Origin of the sequence: Nannocystis sp. RBIL2, assembly GCF_026626745.1 — a bacterium.
GTDB lineage: Bacteria > Myxococcota_A > Polyangia > Nannocystales > Nannocystaceae > Nannocystis.
Genome location: NZ_JAPNJW010000002.1, coordinates 935087 through 954661 on the forward strand (window position 1 = coordinate 935087; position 19575 = coordinate 954661).

Genomic DNA, 19575 nt, shown 5'->3' on the forward strand with positions numbered 1-19575 from the left:
GATATAGGAGCCCCGGTGTCCAAGGGAACCAAGAAGATCGACGACCTCGCCGAGCTGCTCGAGCGGACCGGCGGGGACGCGCAGCGGCTCGAGGTCGTGCGGCGGACCCAGCGCTTCAAGCGCTCGTGGATCGAGCTCGCGGAGGCGCTCATCAAGGTCCGCGCCGGGCGGGCCTACGAGCGCTGGGGCTACGAGGACTTTCACGCCTACTGCGCCCAGGAGCTGACGCTCAAGAAAGCCACCGTCGACAAGCTGACCGTCAGCTACTCGACCGTGCAGCGTCACGCCCCCGAGGTGCTCGAGTGGGACGGCGTCGCGCGCACGATCCCGACCGTCGAGGCGATCGACTACTTCTCGCGCGCGATCGGCGACGGACCGGCCAACGACCCCAGCGCCGACGAGGAGCCCGCGCCCTCGCGCCGCGCGCCTGCGCGCCCTCACGCCCCCGAAGTGCTCACCGAGCTCAAGAATGCCGTGTTCGACGAGGGCCAGCCGGTCGCCGAGCTGCGCAAGCGCTTCGACCCCGTGCTGAACCCGCGGCCCAAGGGCGCCGACAAGCTCGATCTGCTCAACAAGGCCTCCGCGGCCGCCCGCAAGCTCGCCGAGCTGCTGCCCGACCTCGACGGTCTCCCCGAGAAGCGCGTGCGCAAGCTCGAGGAGGAGCTGGGCGCCCTTCGCGACGACATCGAAGCGCTCGCCGAGCCGCTGCGCGAGAAAGTCGCCCGGGCCGCCAAGCGCACCGCCCCGCCGCGCCTGCCGGCCGCCCAGAGCGGATGAGCGCCTGGATCCGCTAGCGGGGTCGCACGGACCTCGGACACACTGAGCGGGGAGCCATGGACGAGCCGCAGCCCGACCCCGACGTCCACGCGCCAGCGCCCGTGTCGCGGCGCGACCGGGTGGCGTGGCTGCGCGAGTACCTGTTCCCGAGGACAGTCACCTTCGACCCCAGCCCCGGGCGGCAGGTCTGGCTCGCCGCGGTCTACGCCGTGCGGCGGTGGTTGTTCGTCGATCGCAGCACCACCCTCGCCTCGAGCCTCGCGCTGCAGACCCTGCTCTCGCTGGTCCCGTTCGCCGGCCTCGTCCTCACCTTGCTCGGCCTGCTCGGCGAGGACAGCGGGCGCAGCTTCATCAACCGCGTCGCCCGGGCTCTGATCCCCGACCCCGGCCGCTCCGAGATCATCAGCGCCCAGATCTACGACCTCGCCTCGCGGGTCACCGTCGAGAACCTCGGCGTCGTCGGCTTCCTCGGCTCGATCGGCGGCGCCATGCTGCTGTTCATCACCCTCGAGGACGCGATGAACCAGATCTGGCGGGCCAAGCTGCGCCGCTCGATCGTCGCCAAGTTCGCGATGTTCTACACGCTCACCACGCTCGCGCCGCTGGTGATCTTCTTCAGCATCACCCAGTCGATCGTCGCCCGCTTCACCGATCAGAACTTCTCCGTCATCCCCTACCTCAGCACCGACATCGCCTTCATCGTCCTGCTGCGGTTCCTCCCCGCCACCGCCGTCAGCTGGAGGGCGGCAGTCATCGGCGGGGTCGTCGGCGCCACCCTGTTCGAGTTCGGCAAGCGGGGCTTCGCCCTCTACCTCGGCACCTTCCGCACCTACGAGGGCACCTACGGCGCGCTCGCGCTGATCCCCGTGTTCTGCGTGTGGGCCTACCTCTCGTGGTTGATCGTCCTGCTCGCCGCCGAGATCGCCTACGTCGTCCAGCACATCGCGGTGGTCCGCCGCGACGGCTTCGTCAACCCCAGCCTGCGGCGCGACCCCGAGGGAGGCGTCAGCGCGGCGCGCCTGGCCGCGCGGATCGTCCTCGCCATCTGCGACCACTACGACCGCCGCGGCGCCCCGCTCGTGCTCCAGGCCCTGGCCTCGCGGTTCCGCGTCGAGGCCACCCGCCTGTCCGACGTCCTCACCCGCCTCGAGGCCGCCGGCGTGGTCCTGCGGCTCGTCGGCGACGACAACGGCTACGTCCCCGCGCGCCCGCTCGACCAGCTGCGCGTGCTCGACATCCTCCGCCTGTTCCGCGCCGACGTCGACCAGCCGCGCAACGACAGCCTCACCGAGCTGTTCGAGCGCTGCGATCGCGGCGAGGCCGGCGTGCTCGGCGACGTCACCTACCAGCACCTCATCGAGCAGGCCCGCGAGCGCCGCAGCGGCGGCGGGACATGACCCTTCGGACCTGCTCCTTCGGACCTGCCCCGGGCGCCCTGCCCTTTCGGACCTGGCCCTCCGGACCTGTCGTCAGTACCAGGTGAACGTCAGGCCGACCGTCCCGGCCGAGCGCAGCCCCAGCTGCGGCGCCACCATCCCGTCGCCGCGGAGCATCAGCCCGAGGTTGAAGCGGCGGGCCAGCCAGAACTCGTAGCCGAGCCCGACGCCGAACGCGAGGCCGACGGCCGCGCGGCTGATCCCGGGCGCCGGATTGACGAAGTCGGTGACCTCGGCCTGCACGAACGTGCCGAGCCCGGCCGCCCCCTGCAGCACCAGGCCCTTGCCCTTGATCGGGTAGCCGATCACCTCGGCCAGCACCGAGAACAGGCCTTGCCCGCGGCGGGCCCCGCCGAGCGTCATCGACAGCAATCCGCCGACCAGCAGGTTGTCGCGGATCCGTCCGCCCGCCCGCACGTGGCCGAGCAGCGCCACCGACAGCGCGTTGCGGCCGGTGTCGGTGCGGCGCAGGTTGCCGGCGCCGAGGCCGACGCCGAAGCCGGCGTACCAGTTGTGGCGCACGCGCTTGGCCGGCTGGACCTCGACCGCCGGCGGCCGCGGCTCGCTCGGCGCTGCGGCCGCCTCGGGCCCTTCGGCCACCGGCTCCGGCGTCGCGGGCTCCTGGGCCTGCGCCAGCGCCGGAGTCAGCGAGAGGGCGACGATCACGGCGACGCGCGTGAAGGCGCGCCCGTGCAGCGACGAGCCGGGCATCGCCGCGACTATACCGAAAGTCCTGCGCCCGCGTGAAGCCGCGGCGGCGCGGGTCCCGGCGGTCCCGCCTGCCCATCGCGAACTGGGCCCGATGATTCGAACACGGCCCGTTCCGAGCCGCGTGAGGCAAAAATCGGGGCACCCCGCTTTACAAGCCGCGTGAGCATTGTGTCAAATTCACGCATGTCCGACTCGCCTGTGCGCTCCGCCCGTGCCCCGCTCGCCGCGGCGATCCTCGGCCTCCTCGCGCTGCTCGGCTTCGACGCCGCGGCCGCGCCGAGCGGCGCGTCGACGAACCTCTCGGCCGCCGCCGCGACCCCGCCCACGCCGACGCCGGCCCCTGCCCCCGGCGCCGCCCTCGGCACCCCGCGCGGCTCCGGCGAGGTCAAGCCGCGCATGTGGGCGGTGAGCCTGTCGAACATGGTCGTCTACGAGAACGGCAGCGGCTACCTCTACGGGTTCTGGCGGCAATTCGGCGAGGCCGTCGAGAAGCCCGCGCGGCTCTACTGGGGCCGCGGCTGCCCCGACATCAGCGATCGCGTCTACCACGTGCTGCAGGCCGGTTTCGCCCAGCAGCGCGAGTTCTTCCTGATCGTCGACCGCGACCCCGATCCGCGCCAGCCGGGCGCCTTCTGCGTCCGCGGCGTCGAGCTCGAGAGCCGCTTCGGCGCCCCGCCGCCCGCGCCCACCACGAGCCCCGCCCCCCCGGCGCCGAAGGCCGCCCCCGCTCCCGGCAGCAAGTGAGGGCGCGGCTCGTCCGCGCCGATCACCGGTCCGCCGAAACTTCCCACGCCTCACTCGCAGACACGTGGTCGCCTCTCCGACCGCGCTGCCGAGCGCGTGATCGCCTCGCTGCGATCGGCGACCGGGCGACCGGCCCACGCGCTCTGCTGCACCGCGCCAAAAGGCCTGGTTTTTGCCCCTGAAGGCCGCGGGGGCGCAAGGCCGCGGGCGCTCCTCGTCCTATCGCAGGGCCGGCGAAGCTGCGATACTGCGGGCTTCGGACGGCCTGCGCCATGAGACATCCCCGCCCATTGCTCTCGCTCTCGCTGCTCATCCCCGCGCTCGCGGCGTGTCCCGGCGACCCGGGTGACACGGACGGCGGCACCACCACCGAGACCGGCACCGCCGCCGACACCGACACCGACACGACCGCGCCGACCACCGGCGAGCCGTCTGCGCCGCAGTTCCCGACCGACCGCTTCTTCCTGCGCATCGACGACACCCCGCCGCCGCCGGTGGTGCTCGAGATGGACAAGGCCAAGGCGCTCGAGATCTTCGGCGAGGTCGCGGCGAAGGACATCAAGCTCATCGAGCTCGACAGCGGCCCGCTGCTCGACAACGTCCTGGCGACCATCCAGAGCTCGTGCGGCGACAAGTGGAACGTCTACGACGACACCGTCAAGAACGGTGACCTCCCGGTCGACCCCCAGCACGACTGCAACCTCACCGCGCTGGGCAAGCTGTACGACGGTGATCCGCTCGCCAACGACCCGACCAAGTGGCGCACCTCGCCGCAGTTCGCGATGGTCCGCCTGCTCACCATGACGCCGCGCAACGCCGACGTGGCGACCACGGTCATGGAGGACTTCCAGTACCTCTTCTCGCTGTACGACAACGAGACCGTCAACGGCCTCACCTTCAGCGACGTCCTCGCCGCCAGCCTGTTCTGCGGCGGCCACGAGCTCGGCTCGGTCCAGTGCACCGAGAAGCTCAAGGACTCCAAGCTCGACAAGGCCCACGAGGGTGACCTTCACACGCGGCCGTTCATCCCGGTCGCCGTCCTGCGCGACGCCCTCAAGGTCACCCTGCTCGCCTCGCACCCCAACATCGCCAACAGCGAGGGCAAGCTGCCGGTCACCCTCTACGACGCGCTGATGGACATGCAGCCGCTGTCGGACAAGCTCGGCCCGGTCGGCGATCACCCCGGCCTGCTCGTCCCCGACGACGCCGACTTCACCACCTACAGCGACGCGCTGACCGCCGAGTTCAAGATGATCGCCACCGCCGCCAGCAACTTGCGGCGCGTCGACGGCATCGACGCCTCCGAGGGCGCCGGCGAGATGTTCCTCAGCCTCGACGCCGCCCCGCTCGCGTTCGACTTCAACGACCCCGTCAAGGTCGTGATCGAGGGCATCGCCGCCAACCCGACGGTCGACATGCGCATGGCGATCGCCGAGCTCGACACCAAGGTGCCGTCGTGCGTCGACGGCAACGCCACCTGCGCGCCCAACCTCCCGGGCAGCCCGCTCGGCGACACCTACGTGTGGTCGCAGCCCGAGTGGTCGCTCGAGCGGATCATCGCCCAGGCCGCCTACGACGCCTTCAAGGACCTCGACTACCCGTTCTACTGCTTCGCGCCCGGCCTGCCCTGCCTCGCCGGCGCCTCGATCGGCGTCGTCGACCCCGGCTGGGCCGAGTTCGACATCCAGGTCCCGAACCTGGTCTCGCCGGCGCCGCAGTACCTGTGGGAGATGCTCCTCGATGTCGCCCAGGACATCATCCACGACCCGGCCGGCAACGACGCCTTCAACCGCGACATGAACGGCAAGATCGTCGGCGGCGAGCAGAACACCGCCGACAACCTCGAGGAGGGCGCCGCGCGCCCGGTGTTCGCGCTCAAGGGCGTGCCGATCGGCTTCACCGCCGAGGAGATGGTCGCGCAGATCCGGCCGACCCTGCAGAGCCAGGCCGCCAAGATCGCCGACGTCATCCTCGGCAACTACTGGACCTCGAACGGCCGGCTCGACTTCTACTACCGGCGCGCGGCCGACGGCGGCACTCCCTACCTCTTCTTCGTCGGCCCCGAAGACAAGCGACCCGACGCCGGCGATCCGACCCAGCTCGCCGCGTGGGACTACGCCAAGCCCGGCTTTTTCGCCGACGCCGAGCTGACCGACAAGCTGTCGTCCACCGCGATCGACGGCGTCCCCGACACCGAGCACGAGAAGTACCGCCTGCCCGTGGGCGAGTCGACGCTGTTCATCCAGGACGACGCCGGCGACACCTACGAGCTGCGCTTCACCGTCCCCGCCGGCGCCGACCCGGTCGAGATCGTCGTCCGCGTCCGCAAGCTGTGAGCAGCAGGTCCGCCCCACGGCCTCCTGTCCCTTCCTTCCTGTGCGATCCGCCATGTCCCGAAATACCCGCCACATCCCCCTCCTCCTCGCCGCCCTGCTCGCGCCCGCCTGCGTCGAGGAGGTCACGGTGCCCGACGCGCCGGCGGCCGAGCCCGTCGAGCTCGGCGACGAGCGGCGCATCGAGCTGCGGTTCCTCCGCCTCGACGCCAAGGGCTTCGTGCAGACGCTGACGCTCGAGGACATCAAGCAGCGGTTCCCCGAGAAGATCCTGCGCGAGACCTGGCTGCTCGACATGGATCTCGAGCCGCTGATCCGCAACGCCCTGCTGACGCTGATCGCCACCCCCGAGGCCGACGTCCCGCAGCTCCCGCGCAGCGCCCAGAACATGTGGAAGCTGCTCAACATGACCGCCAAGTCGACCAGCCTCGACGGCACCTCGCTGGCGCCGCTCATCGGCGTCGGCGAAGCCGTCGGCCTCGGCCCGGCGACCATCCTCGCCGACCTGATCGCCGTCGATCCCAACGAGCCGATCATCACCGTCGACCTCACCACCCGCGCGGTCATCGACAACGTCGTCAGCACCCACCCGAACGCCCAGCTCCGCCCCGGCCCCGTCGACGCCGAGCACCCCGACGGCAAGTACCCGGTCGCGCCCGGCAGCCTGCCGGTGAGCCTGTGGGACGTCGTCACCGACTTCGCCGAGATGCCGAAGCGCTTCGGCCCGACCGAGGCCGCCGACCCCGACGACCCCGATCACCCCGGCTTCATCGGCGGCGCCTTCAAGTTCAAGGCGACCACGCCCGACTTCAAGATGGTCGTCAAGGTCGACCTCAACGCCCTCCCGTACAAGGGCCTCGACCTGACCGACGGCACCGTCGCCAACGTCAACAGCACCAAGAGTCAGATCTTGAGCGCCTTCGACTTCACCCGCGACGACTGGATGAGCATCGAGGGCCTCGTGCCGGCGCTGGTCGTCGAAGAGATGACGATGACCATCGACGAGGACAAGGAGTTCGTCGCCAGCGGCGCCAGCCAGGAGCCGGCCCCGCTCGGCGACTCGCCGGTGTGGCAAAAGCCGCGCTGGCTGTTCGAGCGCCTGATCGCCGAGGTCGCGGTCGCCCGCGCCGCCCTCATCCCGGCCCACTGCACCGAGTACGGGCCCAAGGGTCAGGTCGACCCGCCGTTCATCGCCGTGCAGGCGTGCCTCGGCCAGGGCACGTTCGTCGATGGCGCCTTCGACCCCGACGCCGCCGCGCCCGAGTCGTGGACCTCGATCGCCATCGACGACAGCGTCCTGCTCGACTCGCCGCCGCCGCCGCCGTCGTACTTCTGGGACGTCCTGCTCGAGGTGGCCCAGGTCCGGCTGCACGACGGCGGCCTCGACGAGGGCGAGGGCGACATCAGCTTCACGCTGAAGCAGGTCCCGGTCGGCACCACCGTCGCCGACCTGGTGGCGCAGATCAAGGCCAACATCCAGAACAACCCGCCCGCGCTGTCGGCCATCGCCGAGCTGCTCAACGAGAACACCGAGGGCCGGGCCGACTTCTTCTACTACGTCCCGAAGGGCGACAACCCGCCCGAGCTGCAGGGCGACTGGCTGTACTTCGTCACCGCCGCCGACATCGAGAACGACGGCGACGGCGAGCCCGTGCGGCCCTACGGCTACAAGAAGCCCGGCTTTTTCCGCGACGCCAAGCTGACCGACAAGGCCTCCGAGGTCGTCGCCATCGACGGCGACACCAGCCACGAGAAGGTCAAGATCGCCGCCGGCGACGTCCTCTACATGCTGGACGACGAGCAGCGCCTGTTCAAGCTCGCGGTCGAGGACAAGCCCGCCCCGCACAGCATCGCCCTCACCGTCACGCGCTCCCGCTGAAACCTGTCCTCAAGGCCAGCCTCTCGCCATGCCCACGCGCCGCCTCGCCCTCGCCACGTCCGTCGTCACGGCCCTCCTCGGGCCGGTCGGCTGCATCGACGACATCGTCGTCCCCGCGGCCGAAGTCCCGACCGAGGCGGCGATCGGCCAGCCGAAGCGGGTCGTGCTGCGCTCGCTCCGCCTCGAGGTCGAGAACTTCGAACAGGCCGTCAACCTCGAGCAGATGCGCAAGCTGCCGCGCAAGGTGCTCGACGACCTGTGGCTGCTCGACTACGACCTGACCGAGTCCGTCACCGTCGTGCTCGACGAGCTGCGCGCGCTGCCGCCGGAGGAGGCCGACGCCCTCGCGCCCGCGGCCAAGAACTTGCGCCGGCTGCTCAACATGAACCCCGACAACGTCGACCTCGAGGGCACCAAGCTCGAGGAGCTGATCGCCTTGTCGGCGTCGGTCGGCGTGCCGCCGGCGCGGGCTCTGGCCGCGCTCATGCAGATCGGCGTGACCGACGACGCCATCCCGCCGAAGGTCGTCTCCGAGACCTTCCTCGACGAGCTGCTCGGCTCGCACCCGGCCGCGCAGACGCGCAAGGGGGCCGTCGACGCCGACCACCCCGACGGCCTGTGGCCGATCGCCGCGCGCTCCCTGCCGATCACCCTCGGCGACATCGTCTACGCCTTCGAGAGCCTGCCCGACCGGTTCGGCCCCGCCTCGCTCGACCCCGACGACCCCAACGCGCTCGTCCACCCCGGCTTCGTCCTCGCCGCCTCCGGCATCACCGAGGACGCCTTCACCATGTACGTGCGCGTCAACCTCAACGCGCTGCCGTACAAGGGCGTCGACCTCACCACCAACTACGTCGCCAGCGTCAACAGCACCGCCAGCCAGATCCACGAGGTCTTCGACTTCTCCGACCCCGACTGGATCCGCGTCGAGGGCCTGTCGAAGGACCTCACGATCTCCGAGATGACCGTGCGCGTGCTCGAGGACGACACCTTCGTCCCCGGCGGCGACGCCCGCGAGCCGCTGCCGACCGGCAACTCGCCGGCCTGGGACCTGCCGCCGTGGCTGTTCGAGCGCCTGATCGCCGAGATGGCCCGCCGGCGCACCGTCGAGGGCATCGGCCCGCACTGCGACGAGTACAAGCTCGGCACCGACGTCGTCGCCTTCGAGGCCTGCGTCGACGCCACCGGCTGGACCGAGATGACGACGTTCACCGACGTCGGCAACCCGCCGCCGCCGGCCTACCTCTGGGACCTGCTCAGCGAGGTCGCGCAGGTCCGGCTGCACGACGGCGGCCTGGCCGAGGGCGACGCCGACGTCGAGTTCACCCTGACGGACATCGTCATCCCGCTCGACCAGGCCGCGATCGTCAAGCAGATCAAGGCCAACCTCGAGCGCAACCCGGAGGCGCTGATCGGCATCACCGAGCAGCTCAACGACAACGCCGACGGCGACGCCGACTTCTACTACTTCAAGCCCGCCCCGGCGGCCGGCGGCGAGGGCGGCGACTACCTGTTCTTCGTCACCGAGGCCGACCTGCGCAAGGACGGCGACGGCCTGCCCGCGCGCCCCTACGAGTACGAGCGGCCCGGCTTTTTCGCCGACCCCGAGCTGACCGACAAGCGCTCGTCCAAGGCCGACATCGAGGGCGACACCACCCACGAGAAGGTCCGCGTCGCCCCGGGCGACGTGCTCTACGTCGAGGACGACGACCGCCGCCGCTACCGGATCACCGTGCTCGACAAGCCGAGCGCCAACAACCTCGCGCTCGAGCTCACCCGCACCCGTTGACGCCCCCGCCACCCCCCGCTTAGCCTCACCTGCGCATTCGGACCTGCCCCTTCGGACCTGGCCCCCAGTTCCTGGTCTTTCGCACCTGTCCCTTGCACCCGCACCCCCAGCCACCCGCCATGCGTCTCCTCTCCCTCCGCGCCCTCGTCCCCGCCTGCGCCCTGCTTGCCCTCGCCGTCCCCGGGAGCGCCCGCGCGTCCGGCCTCGACGCGCCGATCGTCACCAGCGGGCAGTCGCACCCGACCGCGCGCGACGCCGCGGCGGTCTACTGGAACCCGGCCAACCTCGGCTACCTGAAGAAGGGCGAGGTGCTGGCGGGCGTGGGGCTCATCGTCGGCGACATCCGCTACGACCGCGAGCGCACCGGCGCTTACCAGACCCCCGACACCCTGCAGTTCAACGCGCCGATCGACCCGTCGTACATCGACGGCATGAAGACCGGGCCGAGCGACCAGGTCAAGGCCAACCCGATCGCGCCGAGCGGCAACTTCTTCCTCGCCTACCCCGTCGTCAAGGATCGCTTGACCCTCGGCCTCGGCATCTACGTCCCGTTCGCGGCCGCGCTCAAGTTCCCCAAGACCGGCGCGCAGAAGTGGCAGGCCCAGCAGGCCTTCATCGCCACCTCGCAGATCCACCTCGGCGCCGGCGTGCGGATCAACGACTTCGTCGCGCTCGGGGCCGGCGTCGCCTACGTGCTCGGGTTCGCCGAGCTGAGCAAGATGCAGGACTTCGCCGGCGTGCAGGAGTTCGCCGACGGCCTCAACACCCTCGGCCAGAAGAACTCGTTCGGGCCCGAGGCGCCGACCGAGGTGCGCGAGCTCGACGTCCTGTCGCGGCCGTTCTCGCTCAAGCGGGCGATCGCCCACGGCGTCACCTTCAACGTCGGCATCACCGTCAACCCGACCAAGCGCCTCAACATCGCCCTCACCTACTTCCACAGCACGGCGATGCGCTACCGCGGCAAGTTCGCGGTCGACCTCAACGACCCGTTCTTCACCCAGGACCTGGCCGCGCAGGGCCTGCAGTTCAAGCCGCTGGTCCGCGGCGACGCCACCCTCGAGTACACCTTGCCCAAGCGGATCACCCTCGGCGTCGGCTACGACATCGGCGAGCGCTGGCGCGTCGACGGCTTCGTGCAGTACGTCCGCTACTCCGAGCTCGACGCCTTCCGCGTCACCGCCACCTCGCCCGACCTGGCCCAGCCGAAGCTCGGCATCGGCGACACTCTCGCGGTCAACCTGCCGCGCCTGTGGAAGGACTCGATCTGGGTCGAGGCCAGCGGCCGCTTCCGGGCCACCGAGCGCATCCTCGTCAGCGCCACTCTCGGCTATCAGTCGCCGGCCTCGCCCGCGAAGACCATCGACACCGCCTCGCCCGACGGCCAGCGCATCATCGGCGCGCTGGGCGGCGTGCTCGACGTGAGCCCGCGCGTGTCTCTCCTCGCCGACGCGCGCTTCCAGGGGATCGCGCCGCGCGAGGTGCGGGGCTCCGACTACGACCTCGGCAACGGCACCTACCGCCTGTTCATCGCCGCGATCGCCGGCCACCTGCGGGCGCGCTTCTGAGCCGCCGGCGATCCCCCGCATGCCCCCAAGGACCTGCTTCACGGGACAGCTCAGCCACGCGCCTGCGGCCGCGGCGAGCGCCGGCCCCGCCGTCGTCAGGGGCCTACAGGCGCCGTCCTTGACAGCCGTCCGGCGCGGCTCGTAGCGTGGATCACGAGGGGGTCGCGTGGCACACAGACATGGCGGGGCTGCTGCGCAGACTGCTTGAGAAGCCGAAGTTCGCGGACGAAGAGCTGGCCCGGGTCGCCGGTGTCCTGCACACGATCCTCGTCATCAGCATCGCCATCTGCATCGTCTCCGGCGTCATGCAGGTGCTGTACCTCGCCGACAGCACGGCCGCGCTGATCATCTACCCCGGCCTCGGCCTGCTCAGCTTCGGCCTGTTGATGCTGGTCCACCAGGGCTGGCTGCGGCTCGCCGGCGCCATCTTCCTCGGCCTCCTGTGGCTCGCGGTCACCTTCGGCTCGCTGACCCACGGGGCCGTGCGCAGCCCGAGCGTCGGCGGCTACATGCTGGTCGTCATCGTCGCCACCTTGCTGTTCCGCCAGGTGTGGATGCTCGTGTTCATCGGCCTCAGCGCCGCCGCGATCACCGGCTTCCTCGTGCTCGAGCGCACCGGCGTCGTCGTCCCGCAGCTCACCCCCGACACCCCCGAGCTGGCCTTCATCGCCCACCTCATCCACTTCAGCGCCGGCGGCGTGTTCCTGTCGATGGCCGTCAAGGGCCTGCGCAACGCCCTCGACCGCGCCCGCAACGGCGAGCTGCGCTCCGCCTCGCTGCTGCTCGAGGCCCAGGGCGCGCGGCGCTACGCCGACAACATCCTCGCCTCGATGGCCGAGTCGCTGATCGTCCTCGACGCCGGCGGCACCGTGCAGACCGTCAACCGCGCCACCTTGCAGCTGCTCAGCGCCCCGCCCGAGCAGCTGCTGGGCAAGCCGTTCACCGCCATCCTCCCCAGCTTCCGCGCCGCCAAGAACGGCGGCAAGGGCACGCGCGAGGGCCCGGCGCTGGTCGAGCGCACCTATCACACGCCCGACGGCCGCGACATCCCGGTGCTGTTCGCCCGCTCCGATCTGTTCGACGACGACGGCACCCCGCTCGGCGCCGTCTGTGTCGCCTCCGACATCACCCACCTCAAGCGGGCCGAGGCCTCGTTGCGCGAGGCCAAGGAGCTGGCCGAGGAGGCCAACCTGGCCAAGAGCCGCTTCCTCGCCAACATGTCGCACGAGCTGCGCACCCCGCTCAACGCCGTCATCGGCTACGCCGAGATGCTCATGGAGGAGGCCGACGAGCGCGGCCTCGACGACGGCATCGACGAGCTGCGCAAGATCCAGTTCGCCGGCAAGCACCTGCTCGGCCTCATCTCCGACATCCTCGACCTGTCCAAGATCGAGGCCGGCCGCATGGACATCCACCTCGAGACCTTCGACGTCGCCGACATGGTCGAGGCCGTCCTCGACACCGTGCGGCCGCAGCTCGACAAGGGCCGCAACAAGCTCGAGCTCGCGTGCCCGCGCGACATCGGCTTCGTCCACGCCGACCTCACCAAGACGCGGCAGATCCTCATCAACCTGCTGAGCAACGCGGCGAAGTTCACCGACAAGGGCGTCGTCCGCCTCACCGTCGCGCGGATCGGGCTCGAGGCGCCGCGCATGCTGCAGTTCATCGTCGCCGACACCGGCATCGGCATGACGCAGAAGCAGCTCGCGCAGTTGTTCCAGGCCTTCACCCAGGGCGACAGCGGGACCGCCCGCAGGTTCGGCGGCACGGGCCTGGGGCTGGCGATCTCCAGGGCCTTCTGCGACATGCTCGGCGGCACCATCGAGGTCACGTCGCAGCTCGGCGTCGGATCGGCGTTCACCGTGCGACTGCCGTACATGGATCCCCGCGAGCTGACGACCAGCCGCCGCGGTGTGCCCGCCGAGGTCGTCGCCGCCGCGCGTGCGGCGGCCATGCGTGCGGGCCTCGTCGACGCTGCGAACGCTGACCTGCCCGATCAGCCATCCCCTGAGAATCCGCCTACACGCCGCCGCTGATTTTCGCGCCGCCCGCCGAACGTGCGCTTGACCGCGCCCGCGGCCCTGGTAGGTTGATTTTGCGCCGATGACGTCGCCCGCGCTCAAACGGCTGCGCCGCCTGTTGGAGGGCCCGCGGTTCGCGGACGAGGAGCGGACGCGCGTCGCCGGCATCGTCCACCTCGCGCTCGTCGTCGCCACCGCGATCGGCATGCTCGGCGTGGTCGTGCAGGTGGTGATGTTCACCCGCGGCGCCGCCCTCTCGCCGCTCGACCTGCTGTTCCCGGCGCTCAGCCTCGGCCTGCTCGCGCTGCTGCACCACGGCTACGTCTACTCCGCCGGCTACGCGCTGCTCGGCGTCGCCGGCAGCACCATGGTCGCGCACGCGGCCTACACCGGCGGCCTGCGCAGCTCGGCGCTGGGCGGCCTCATCCTCCTCGTCATCGTCGGCATGTTGCTGTTCGGCCGGCGCACCTTGCTGGCGATCCTCGGCCTCTGCCTCGTCTCGCTGGTCGGGCTCTACTTCGCCGAGGTCGGCGGCATGTTGCCGGCCGACGCGGTGCTGGAGGACGGCCCGCGCGCGTACCTGTCGCGCATGCTGCACCTCGCGGCCGCCGGCGTGTTCCTCTCGCTCGCCGTCCACAGCCTGCAGGACGCGCTCGGGCGGGCGCGGGCCGGCGAGCTGCGGGCCGAGCAGATCCTGGGCGAGGCTCAGCGCGCGCGCCGATACGCCGACAACATCCTCGCCTCGATGGCCGAGTCGCTGGTGGTGGTCGACGCCGAGGGGCGGATCCAGACCGTCAACCGCGCCACCTTGAAGCTGCTCGACGCCCTGCCCGAGCAGCTGCTCGGGCGCCGCTTCGCCGAGCTCTTGCCCGAGTTCTCGTCCGAGCTGCCGCTGCCGCACGAGCCGCAGCAGGGCCTCGTCGAGCGCGTCTACAAGGCCCCCGGCGGCCGCGAGATCCCGGTGCTCTACGCCCGCTCCGACCTGCGTGACGATCACGGCGAGCCGATCGGAGCCGTCTGCGTCGCCTCCGACATCACCCACCTCAAGCGCGCCGAGGGCTCGCTGCGCGAGGCCAAGCAGATGGCCGAGGAGGCCAACCTGGCCAAGAGCCGCTTCCTCGCCAACATGTCGCACGAGCTGCGCACCCCGCTCAACGCCGTCATCGGCTACGCCGAGATGCTCATGGAGGAGTCCGACGAGCGCGGCCTGCAGGGCTCGGTCGACGAGCTGCGCAAGATCCAGTTCGCCGGCAAGCACCTGCTCGGCCTCATCTCCGACATCCTCGACCTGTCCAAGATCGAGGCCGGCCGCATGGACGTCCACCTCGAGACCTTCGACGTCGCCGACATGGTCGAGGCCGTCCTCGGCACGATCCGCCCGCTCGCCGACCGCGGGCACAACCGCCTCGTCGTCGTCTGTCCCTCCAGCATCGGCTTCATCCACGCCGACCTCACCAAGACGCGGCAGATCCTGCTCAACCTCCTCAGCAACGCGGTCAAGTTCACCGACCACGGCGAGATCCGCCTCACCGCCAGCAAGACCTTGCGCGACGGCACCCCGGCGATCCAGTTCATCGTCGCCGACAACGGCATCGGCATGACGCAGCAGCAGCTGAGCAAGCTGTTCCAGGCGTTCTCGCAGGGCGACAGCACGACCTCGCGCCGGTTCGGCGGCACCGGCCTCGGCCTCGCCATCTCCAAGGCCTTCTGCGACATGCTCGGCGGCAACATCGAGGTCAAGTCGCAGCTCGGCGTCGGCACCATGTTCACGGTGCGCCTGCCCTACTCCGACCCGCACGAGCTGTCGCTGTCGCGCCGCTCCGGCAGCTTCTCGCGCACCGTCGCCGAGGCCGCCCGCGCCGCCGCCGCCCGCGCCGCCAAGCTCAAAGTCTGAGGCTCTGTTCGGGGGACATGTCCCGCCGGGCCGCTCAGGCCATGTCATTAACATGTCCTAAAGGACATATTTCGCATGACCTGCCCCGCGCGACCTCGAAACCTGAACCCGGGCCCGGAAAAAAGGCTCCGATGGTGCTGCTCAGCTCGCGGTCTGCTCCTGTCCGAGGGGACTTGTTCCGCACAGGCCGCGCTGCCGGGTCGAGAGTTGGGTCCCTGTCCCGCGGGACAGCTTCCGCACCGCCCGCGGAGGTAGTCGCACTCAGGGCGCGCGCTTCTCTGTCTCCGAGGACATGCCCTTTTCGTCCTGTCCGATCGCACAGGCCCGGACGATGCCGATCAGCTCGCCGACCAGCACCGGGCTGTCGGCCAGGTCGGGGTTGGCCTGCATGTGGGCCGACAGGCCGACCGCCGCGCCGCCGCCGACGATGACCTGGCGCAGGCGGGCGTCGTCGACGCTGGCTTGCCAGGCCGGGTCGCCGAAGTCGCGCGGGCGCGGCGACAGGCCCCGCCCCGCCAGCCCGTCACCGCGGCCGTGCGGGCCGTGGCAGTTGGCGCAGCGATTCTCGAAAATCTGCCGGGCCGCGCGGACCAGCTCCGGATCGCCCGGCTTGAGCTCGACGCGCGGCTCGCAGCCGGCGGGCGCCAGCAACAGCGCCAGCGCGGCCGTCAGCCCTCCTCGGACCATCGCCGGCCCGCCTTGGTGTCGCCGCGGCGTTGCTTCGCGGCCAGGCGACGCTCGACCGAGCCGCGCGTCGGTCGGGTCGGCCGCCGCGGTCGCGGCTGGCGCTGGGCCGCCTCGAGCAGGACCCGCAGCTTGGCCAGCGCGTCCTCGAGGTTGCGGCCTTGGTCGCGCGTGCGCTCCGACGTGATCACCAGCTCGTCGTTGCCGACCAGCCGCGTCTTGGCCAGCGCGCGCAGGCGGGCGCCGGTCTGTTCGGTCAGCCCCTCGATGCACGCGAGCGTCACCCGCAGCTCGACCTTGGACGCGACCTTGTTGACGTTCTGCCCGCCGGGCCCGCCCGAACGCACGGCCTTCCAGCGCAGCGCCCACACGGGTACCCGCAGTCCAGGCTCGGCGATGAGCGGCCCCTCGATCACGGGCGGAGGGTGAACGATCGCCCGCCCCGGCGCAAGGTCCCGCCCGCGCGCGGCCCGGCGCGACCCGGCGCGCGCCGGCGAGCCCGACCCGAGCTCGATCGCCTGCTCTTTCAAACATGTCCGAATCGCCATCTCACGGTCATGGCCCGCGGCGGCGGGGCTCGCGGTCGCGCCCGGTCACCGGGCGCGCCGAGAGGTGGCTCGCGGCTCGCCACGGATGGCGCACTGCCGCGGCCGTCGGCGCAGGTCGGGCCCGTCGCCTGGCGACCGTTCAAGCTCACGGCCCGGGCGCCCACTCTTCCGACCGAACGCGAGATCGACCTCCCAGCCAACCCGTGAACCATCGGTCCTGAAATGTCGGCCTGCGCGCTCCGGCGCCGCGCGAATCACTCGCGCTCGCATCGACGATCCTGCGCGCCGCCGTGGCACCGCACGCCCCGCACGAATCTCTCGCGCTCACGTCGACCGCGCTGCGCTCCGCACACTCCGCAAGAATCACTACCCGCGCCCTCGCCCTCGCCACCCGCACGCCCCGCACGAATCTCCCGCGCTCACGTCGTCCAACCGTGCGCAGCGACCGTTGCGACCCGCACGCCCCGCACGAATCTCTGCGCTCACGTCGTCCAGCCGTGTGCAGCGACCGTTGCGACCCGCACGCTCCGCACCCATCACTCGCGCTCGTCCCCTCGTGCACCGCAACCGTGCGTGTGCCCGACCTCGTGGACTTTCCAGTCCGCCGAGGCCGACACGTCGGCGCCGCGAGGACTGCCGAGACGCTTCGCCGATGCAGGCAGTCTCGACCCGTTCGGCCGACCCACCGCTCACACCGCGGCGCGGAGCGCCTCTTCAGCCCGCTCACGCAGCGCCAGCGCCACCACCTCGGGCGCCAGCGCAGCGGCGGCGAGCAGACACTCGGCGGCCTCCGAACCGCGACCTGCGGCCGCCAGCGCTTCCCCGGCGCGGGCCAGCGCCTCGCGGCGACCGACGACGTCCTCGATCGGCAGCAGTCCTGCCGCGTCGCGGTACAGCTCTGCCGCGCGGCGGAACGCCAGCGCCTCGGCGGCGTGCTGCGCCGCCACGCGCGTGACCTCGGCCGCGCGCACGCGGTCGCCCGCGGCGCGCAGGTGGTCGGCCAGCAGCTCGGGCGGCACGCCGGCGCGGCCCAGCAGCTGCTCCGCGATCTGGCCGTGGATCGTCCGCGCCTGCTCGTCGTGGACTCCGGCCAGCACTGCCAGGCGGATCCGGTCGTGATACGCCTCGACCAGCTCTCCGCGCGGCGACTTGCTGACGCGCACCAGGTGAGCCGCGCGCAGCTGCTGCAGCTCGCGGCGACCGCCGCCCGACAGCGCCGACGCGATCTCGAGCTCGAGCGGGCGACCGGCCACGATCACCGCCGCCAGCATCTCGCGGGACGCCGCCGGCAGTCGTCCGACGCGCTCGGCCACCATCGCCTCGAGCCGCACGTCGCCGAGAGATGTCTCTCCGACCATGGTCGTTCGGACATGGTGGGCCAGCTCGCGGACGAACAGCGGCACCCCGCCGGCCTCGGCGGCGATCGCCGCCGCGCGGGTTTGCAGCGCCTCGCCCTCGAGCTCGCACGGGCCGCGGCGCAGCAGCAGCTCGGCCAGAGTCGTCGCCTCGTGCGGGCGCAGCGGCTCGAGCCCGAGCTCGAGCACCGGCCCGTTGGCGCGCAGGCGCTCGACCAGCGTCGTCAGGTCGGCGCTCGGCAGCGCCTCGCCCTCGCTGGCCGCGAGCACCACCAGGCAGCGCGGCGCGTCGGGGCCGCGCAGCAGCTCGACCAGCAGCGACGCGCTGTCGCTGTCGCCCCACTGCACGTCGTCGACGATCACCACCAGCGGGACCCGGTCGGCGATCCTTCGGAACATGTCGCGAAGGACAGCCGACGCGTGGCGCAGCGACGCCGCGTCGACGTCGCCGGGCGGCTCGGGCGGGCACGCCTCGGCGATCGACGCCACGCGGCGGAGCACCGGGAACAGCCGGGCCACCGCGGCGATGTCGGGCGGCACCAGCGTCGCCAGCTCACTCGGCGCCACGCCGAGGAGCAGCCCCGTGAGCGCATCGATGACGCTGTCGAACGCGTTGAACGGCACCTGCTCGCGCTCGTAGCAGCGGCCCGCGAGCACCACCGCCCCCATCGTGATGCCGGCGACGGCCGCCTGCGCCGCCTCGGCGAAGGCCCGCAGCAGCGCCGACTTGCCGAGGCCCGAGCGCCCGCGCAGCAGCGTGACCACGGCGCGCTTGCGGCTCTCCGTCAGCGCCGCACCGACGGCCGCGAACGGCACCTCGCGACCGATCAGCCCGCCGGGCGGCGACGCGTAGCCGCGTTGATTCGGCGGCACGTGCGCCCGAGAAGGGAGCGGACTTTCGGCGTCGCAGAGCACTGCAGCGATCTCCGCTCCGCCGGCGCGACGAATCGGTTCTCGCTCCAGGAGCGCCGCGCACAGCGCCGCCAGCTGCGGTTCTGCCGCCTCGCCGAGCGCCGGCGGCGCCACGCGTTCGCACTTGTCGCGCAGGACCTCGAGCATCGGACCTGCGAACGGCAGCTCGCCTGTCAGCGCCTCGAACAGCATCACGCCGACCGAGTACCAGTCGCACGCCGGCGTCGGCGTTGCCCCGTGGACGTGCTCCGGGGCCATGTACGCGGGCGTTCCCACCACTTCGACGCCGCGGCCGGCGGTCAGCTCGTGGACCAGGCCGAAGTCGAGGATCACGACCCGGCCTTCGCGAGTCACGAGTACGTTGGACGGCTTGATGTCGCGGTGGAGCTTGCCGGCCGCGTGCAGCGCTTCGAGGCCCGCGGTCAGCTGCGCGAGGCACGCTCGCAGGCGTGCGGGGTGCTGGCGCACGTACGACAGGAAATCGACCCCGTCGACCAGCTCCATCGTCAAAAACGCCTGATCGCCGCGGACCACGAGGTGGTGCAGCAGTGACAGGTTCGGGTGCGAAATGTCGGCCAGAGCGCGGAATTCGAGCTTGAAGCGGTAGAGGGCGGCCGGTTCGAAGCCGCGGAGGACCTTGAGCGCCACCGTCTCGCCGTCGCGTCCGACGGCCTCGAACACCGCTCCTGTGCCGCCTCGGCCGATCATTCGCCGCAGGGTGTAGCCACCCAGGACGGGCGCACCGTCGAAGGTCCCGAACAGGCGCGCGCGCACGGATGATTTGATTTGCTGGATCTCCAGCCCGGGCGCGAACACGCGAGCGGCTTGGATCTGCTCGCCCAGCGTGTCTGCACCCGACCTACCCCGCTGCACGACTCACCTTACCATGGCTTCAACTTGGGCGGTGGCGGTGATAGAAATGATCGC

Annotated in this window: 13 protein-coding genes; 9 read left to right on the forward strand and 4 right to left on the reverse strand. The window is 71.3% G+C overall.

Annotation, left to right across the window (positions count from 1 at the left end):
• The first annotated feature begins 15 nt into the window (after positions 1-15).
• Together OV090_RS28935 and OV090_RS28940 are read left to right on the forward strand one after the other, a co-directional pair.
• Entirely contained in the window at positions 16-777 is a 762-nt protein-coding gene (locus OV090_RS28935) for a hypothetical protein (RefSeq protein ID WP_267707860.1), read from the forward strand.
• Positions 778-833: 56 nt separating this feature from the next.
• Positions 834-2174, forward strand: coding sequence for a YhjD/YihY/BrkB family envelope integrity protein (locus OV090_RS28940; RefSeq protein ID WP_267707861.1), 1341 nt, complete (start codon positions 834-836; stop codon positions 2172-2174).
• 72 nt (positions 2175-2246) lie between these two features.
• Here the strand turns inward: OV090_RS28940 and OV090_RS28945 are convergent, their stop codons facing one another.
• Complete coding sequence (locus tag OV090_RS28945; protein WP_267707862.1) at positions 2247-2924, reverse strand: hypothetical protein; 678 nt, start codon at positions 2922-2924, stop codon at positions 2247-2249.
• Positions 2925-3107: 183 nt separating this feature from the next.
• Between OV090_RS28945 and OV090_RS28950 the strand changes: the two genes are divergently transcribed.
• From OV090_RS28950 to OV090_RS28980, 7 genes are all read left to right on the forward strand, one after another.
• Positions 3108-3668 (forward strand): hypothetical protein, encoded by a 561-nt coding sequence (locus OV090_RS28950; RefSeq protein WP_267707863.1) that lies wholly within the window; start codon positions 3108-3110, stop codon positions 3666-3668.
• 290 nt (positions 3669-3958) lie between these two features.
• A complete protein-coding gene (locus OV090_RS28955) occupies positions 3959-6004 on the forward strand; it encodes a hypothetical protein (RefSeq protein ID WP_267707864.1) in 2046 nt (681 codons plus the stop codon).
• Between the two features lie 52 nt (positions 6005-6056).
• Entirely contained in the window at positions 6057-7880 is a 1824-nt protein-coding gene (locus tag OV090_RS28960) for an acetyltransferase (RefSeq protein ID WP_267707865.1), read from the forward strand.
• A 28-nt stretch (positions 7881-7908) separates the two neighbouring features.
• Positions 7909-9669, forward strand: a complete 1761-nt coding sequence (locus tag OV090_RS28965; RefSeq protein WP_267707866.1) for an acetyltransferase — start codon at positions 7909-7911, stop codon at positions 9667-9669.
• A 119-nt stretch (positions 9670-9788) separates the two neighbouring features.
• A complete protein-coding gene (locus OV090_RS28970; RefSeq protein WP_267707867.1) occupies positions 9789-11234 on the forward strand; it encodes an outer membrane protein transport protein in 1446 nt (481 codons plus the stop codon).
• Positions 11235-11380: 146 nt separating this feature from the next.
• Positions 11381-13270 (forward strand): PAS domain-containing hybrid sensor histidine kinase/response regulator, encoded by a 1890-nt coding sequence (locus tag OV090_RS28975; protein ID WP_267707868.1) that lies wholly within the window; start codon positions 11381-11383, stop codon positions 13268-13270.
• 67 nt (positions 13271-13337) lie between these two features.
• Positions 13338-15149, forward strand: coding sequence for an ATP-binding protein (locus OV090_RS28980; protein WP_267707869.1), 1812 nt, complete (start codon positions 13338-13340; stop codon positions 15147-15149).
• A gap of 261 nt (positions 15150-15410) precedes the next feature.
• Here OV090_RS28980 and OV090_RS28985 read toward each other — a convergent pair whose 3' ends face one another.
• From OV090_RS28985 to OV090_RS28995, 3 genes are all read right to left on the reverse strand, one after another.
• A complete protein-coding gene (locus OV090_RS28985) occupies positions 15411-15836 on the reverse strand; it encodes a cytochrome c (RefSeq protein ID WP_267707870.1) in 426 nt (141 codons plus the stop codon).
• Positions 15818-16249, reverse strand: coding sequence for an alternative ribosome rescue aminoacyl-tRNA hydrolase ArfB (gene arfB / locus OV090_RS28990; protein ID WP_267707871.1), 432 nt, complete (start codon positions 16247-16249; stop codon positions 15818-15820). The genes OV090_RS28985 and arfB overlap by 19 nt, the downstream gene beginning before the upstream one ends.
• A gap of 821 nt (positions 16250-17070) precedes the next feature.
• Positions 17071-19521 carry a serine/threonine-protein kinase gene (locus tag OV090_RS28995; RefSeq protein ID WP_267707872.1) on the reverse strand — a complete coding sequence of 817 codons (2451 nt, stop codon included), beginning with the start codon at positions 19519-19521 and terminating at the stop codon, positions 17071-17073.
• Positions 19522-19575: the final 54 nt, after the last annotated feature.

Bases quoted from the DNA above. Each gene is read 5' to 3' on its own strand.
- OV090_RS28980 (WP_267707869.1), top strand. From the start codon at position 13,338: ATGACGTCGCCCGCGCTCAAACGGCTGCGCCGCCTGTTGGAGGGCCCG.
- OV090_RS28940 (WP_267707861.1), top strand. From the start codon at position 834: ATGGACGAGCCGCAGCCCGACCCCGACGTCCACGCGCCAGCGCCCGTG.
- OV090_RS28945 (WP_267707862.1), bottom strand. From the start codon at position 2,924: ATGCCCGGCTCGTCGCTGCACGGGCGCGCCTTCACGCGCGTCGCCGTG.
- OV090_RS28950 (WP_267707863.1), top strand. From the start codon at position 3,108: ATGTCCGACTCGCCTGTGCGCTCCGCCCGTGCCCCGCTCGCCGCGGCG.
- OV090_RS28985 (WP_267707870.1), bottom strand. From the start codon at position 15,836: ATGGTCCGAGGAGGGCTGACGGCCGCGCTGGCGCTGTTGCTGGCGCCC.
- OV090_RS28960 (WP_267707865.1), top strand. From the start codon at position 6,057: ATGTCCCGAAATACCCGCCACATCCCCCTCCTCCTCGCCGCCCTGCTC.
- OV090_RS28970 (WP_267707867.1), top strand. From the start codon at position 9,789: ATGCGTCTCCTCTCCCTCCGCGCCCTCGTCCCCGCCTGCGCCCTGCTT.
- OV090_RS28965 (WP_267707866.1), top strand. From the start codon at position 7,909: ATGCCCACGCGCCGCCTCGCCCTCGCCACGTCCGTCGTCACGGCCCTC.